The organism is Occallatibacter sp. (assembly GCF_049802275.1).
In the GTDB taxonomy this organism is placed as follows: domain Bacteria; phylum Acidobacteriota; class Terriglobia; order Terriglobales; family Acidobacteriaceae; genus Telmatobacter.
Window position 1 is genome coordinate 1 of record NZ_JBARMD010000020.1, and the last position, 3,919, is coordinate 3,919.

Genomic DNA, 3,919 nt, shown 5'->3' on the forward strand with positions numbered 1-3,919 from the left:
GAATTTGAGGAACCAAACACAGCGATCAGATGCAAGACCATTCTGACCACTGATAACTGACAACTGAATTCACGAGGGGGATTGGATGGCAAACGACAAGCTGATTGACATTGAAGACCTGACCAAAGTCTTCTACACCGATGAAGTGGAGACGCACGCGCTCTCCGGTATTCACCTCACCATTTCGCGTGGCGAGTACGTGGCCATGTCCGGCCCCTCGGGCTGCGGCAAGTCCACGCTGCTGTCTATCCTGGGGCTGCTCGATACACCCACGGGCGGCAAGTACCTGCTCAACAACAAGCCAGTTGAGAACCTGAGCTTCGGCGAGCGCTCGCGCATTCGCAATCAGGAGATCGGCTTCATCTTCCAGAGTTTTAACCTGATCGGCGATCTCACCGTGGAAGAGAATGTTGAGCTTCCGTTGACCTATCGCGCCGGCATGCCTTCGGCTGAGCGCAAGAAGCGCGTAAAGGAAGCCCTGGAGCGCGTGAACATGGCGCACCGAATGCGGCACTATCCCGCACAGCTTTCTGGCGGTCAACAGCAACGCGTCGCCGTGGCCCGCGCACTTGCTGGATCTCCATCGATCCTACTGGCCGATGAGCCTACCGGAAACCTCGACTCGAAGAACGGCGAGGCCGTAATGCATCTGCTCGCCGACCTGCACCGCGAAGGCTCCACCATCTGCATGGTGACGCACGATCCACGTTTCGCCAAGCACGCCGAGCGCGAAGTGCATCTCTTCGACGGCAAAGTTGTCTCGGAAGACGAGCTGAAGAAGCTAACGGAAGAAGTGGAGGCGTAAAGTGTTCGGCCAGGACTTGCGTTATGCGGTACGCCAGCTGCGCATGTCGCCTGGCTTTACGCTTACAGCCGTGCTCACGCTGGCATTGGGCATCGGCGCATTGACCACAGTCGCGACGTGGACCAATGCGGTTCTGTTCAATCCCTGGCCACAGGTGCGAGATGCGCGCTCATTGCGTTTTGTCTCCGCCACTGTGCTCGGCGGCGATGGCTACTCCGTCCGCTACGAGCAATACAAATACTTGCGCCAGCAGGCCCGCTCATTCAGCGATGCGGCGGCATTCGATCTCGCTACGCTCAATCTCGCATTGCCCAATACGCAGCCGCAGGCGATCCCCGCCGGGACCGTCTCATCCAATTACTTTCAACTGCTCGGAGTCAAGCCGGAAGTCGGCACTTTCTTCCAGCCCGATGCCGACGATCACGCCTTTGGTTCAACGGACGCGATCGTCCTGTCTGATGGCTTGTGGCGCGACCGATTCAACGCCGACCCCTCCATTATCGGTCGCACCGTCAACATCAATCGCCATGTCTTCACCGTCATCGGCGTAGCCCCTCGCGATTTTGCCGGCATCTTTGGCGGCGTTGCAGAGGCAGCATGGGTTCCGCTCTCTGCTTTGCGTGACCTCTCCGCCGATGCTCCCCCTGATCCGCTGCTCCATGCTGGATTGCAGGTCGTTGTTCGACAGCGTCCTGGCATTGTGGACGCCACCGCCAAGGCTGAACTTCACACCCTGGCCCGGTCTTTTGCGCTCGCGCAGAAGAACGATCAATTAAACAGCTGGGATCTGAACCTCTATGACTCATCGAACATGCAGAAGGGATTCTTCGGCGTCATTGGAGAAATGCTTCCCGTGCTGCTTGGCGCTTCATGCCTGTTGATGCTTCTAGTCTGCATCAACATCGCATCTCTGCTCGGTCAACATGCCGCGCGCCGGCGCCGCGAAATTGCCATCCGCACTGCTCTCGGCGCCAGGCCCTCACGCATTGCTGCGCAGGTCTTTATCGAGACCGGGTTGCTCGCGCTCGCAGGTGCGCTCGCCGGCTGGGCGGCCAGCGTAGGAATCTCTCGTGCTATTTACGTCCTGATGCCCGACTTCGGTTTCCCACTCGCCTTTAATCTGCAAAGCGACTGGCGCATCACGGTCTTCGTCGCTGCCATTGCCATCGTGGTCACCCTGGTTTGCGGCATGTACCCCATTCGCCAGTCGCTGCGAGTTTCCCAGCGCGAAGCTCTGCACGAGGGCAGTGCGGCCGTTGCCGGTTCAACCCGCAAGAGAATCGGCCAGCGCATCCTGCTTGGCGTTCAACTTGGGATCTGCTTTATCGTGCTCGCGTGCTGCGGGCTATTGACCCGAACCTCGCTCAACATCTTTAATCGCCCTGTCGGATTCGATCGCGCCAACACTCTCACCGCCGTCATTGACCTTTCCAGGGCCGGCTACAACGACGACCGTGGGCGCATCTTTCTCACCGATGCGCTCGATCGGCTGCGCAACGCGCCGGGCGTTGCCTCTGCTACAGTGACCTCCCACCTGCCCATGGGCGATTGGGGATCAGGCAACACGCGCGATTTCAGCATTCCCGGTCACGTCCCCGCAAAAGGGGAAGACAAATCTGTAGTGACGGACTTCGACGGACCCGACTTCTTCCGCACGACAGGTATTCAGATCCAGCAGGGCCGCGATTTCACGACCTCCGATAACGACGCCGCTCCCAGGGTTGCAGTTATCAATGAGTCCATGGCCCACCGTTATTGGCCGAATGGAAATGCACTCGGCGGCAGCATCGTTGTAGACAAGGTCCAGCGCCAGATCATCGGCATCGTCCACGACTACGCGTACCATAGTCCCGATAACACAGATCCCAATCCCGTTGTCTTCCTGCCCCTTCTGCAAGGCAAATCAGGATACGGCTACGCGATTATTGCCGTTCATTCTCGCACCAGCGCGGACGCAGTCGCGGCACAACTGCGCAAAGCCATCGCTGGCCTTGATTCAGCCCTCCCGCTTGAGAACGTTCGCACGCTCGAAGATGTGACCGGCCAGCAATATCAAATGTCGCGCATCCCCGCGGAATTGCTTGGCGTTTACGCCATCTGCAGTGTGCTAGTCGCGATGATGGGACTCTACGCAGTCATGGCTTACTCCGTGATTGAACGCAACCGCGAGTTCGCTCTGCGTATGGCGCTCGGTTCGTCGCGCGGCGGTATTTTTCGCCTGGTACTGCAGGGAAGCACAGCCGTTATTGTCGTCGGGCTCGTTGCCGGAGGTCTCGGCTCCATTGCCGCTGTGCGATTGCTGCGCTCGATGCTGTTCAACGTCGCGCCCTTTGATCCCATCAGCTTCCTCGGCGCGGCCGTTGCGTTGGCGCTCACGGTTATTGTTGCCGGATTTATACCGGCGAGACGCGCCGCGAGCATTCAGCCGATGCAGGCGCTCAGGAACGAATAGACAAGGCACGATCCAGACCCTCAAACCCTTCGGAGCTGAATCGCGATGACGCAGGCACTGAACAACACGCTGCAAGACCTTCGCTATGCGCTGCGCCAGCTGCGCAAATCGCCGGGATTCGCGCTTACCGCAATCATTACGCTCGCCCTTGGCATCGGAGCCAACACCGCCATCTTCACGCTGGTGCAGGGAATCCTGCTGCGCAGCCTTCCGGTCAGCGACCCCAAGCAACTCTACCGCATCGGTGACACCGACAACTGCTGCGTCAACGGCGGTTTTGTCGGAGAGAACGGCGACTTCGATATCTTCTCCTACGATCTCTATCAGCATCTGAAGAGCTCCGCCCCCGAGTTCGAATCACTGGCCGCGATGCAGGCAGGCCAGTGGCAATGGAGCGTGCGGCGCGGCAATGCGCTGCCGAGAGAATTGCATGGAGAGTTTGTCACCGGAAACTACTTCTCGACCCTGGGAGTTGGTTCGTACGCAGGCAGGGTCTTGAGCGACTCCGACGATCAACCGACATCTTCGCCGGTAATCGTGCTCAGTTTCCGCTCGTGGCAGAGCGAGTTTGGCGCCGATCCAAGCATCGTCGGCCAAACCGTGTCGATCCAGGCACACCCCTTTACGATCGTGGGAATTGCTCCGCCGTCTTTCTTCGGCGA

Annotated in this window: 3 protein-coding genes; all 3 read left to right on the forward strand. The window is 59.1% G+C overall.

Annotated features, from left to right (window positions below; all coding sequences use genetic code 11):
- Window positions 1–85 precede the first annotated feature (85 nt).
- Entirely contained in the window at window positions 86–805 is a 720-nt protein-coding gene (locus WA354_RS00570; RefSeq protein WP_348264820.1) for an ABC transporter ATP-binding protein, read from the forward strand.
- A 1-nt stretch (window position 806) separates the two neighbouring features.
- Window positions 807–3,257 carry an ABC transporter permease gene (locus WA354_RS00575; protein ID WP_472811059.1) on the forward strand — a complete coding sequence of 817 codons (2,451 nt, stop codon included), beginning with the start codon at window positions 807–809 and terminating at the stop codon, window positions 3,255–3,257.
- A gap of 45 nt (window positions 3,258–3,302) precedes the next feature.
- Window positions 3,303–3,919 (forward strand): ABC transporter permease (locus WA354_RS00580; protein ID WP_472811060.1); only part of this gene is annotated, 617 nt, incomplete at its 3' end.

Coding starts and splice junctions, on each gene's coding strand:
- WA354_RS00570 (WP_348264820.1), top strand. CDS start 86: ATGGCAAACGACAAGCTGATTGACATTGAAGACCTGACCAAAGTCTTC.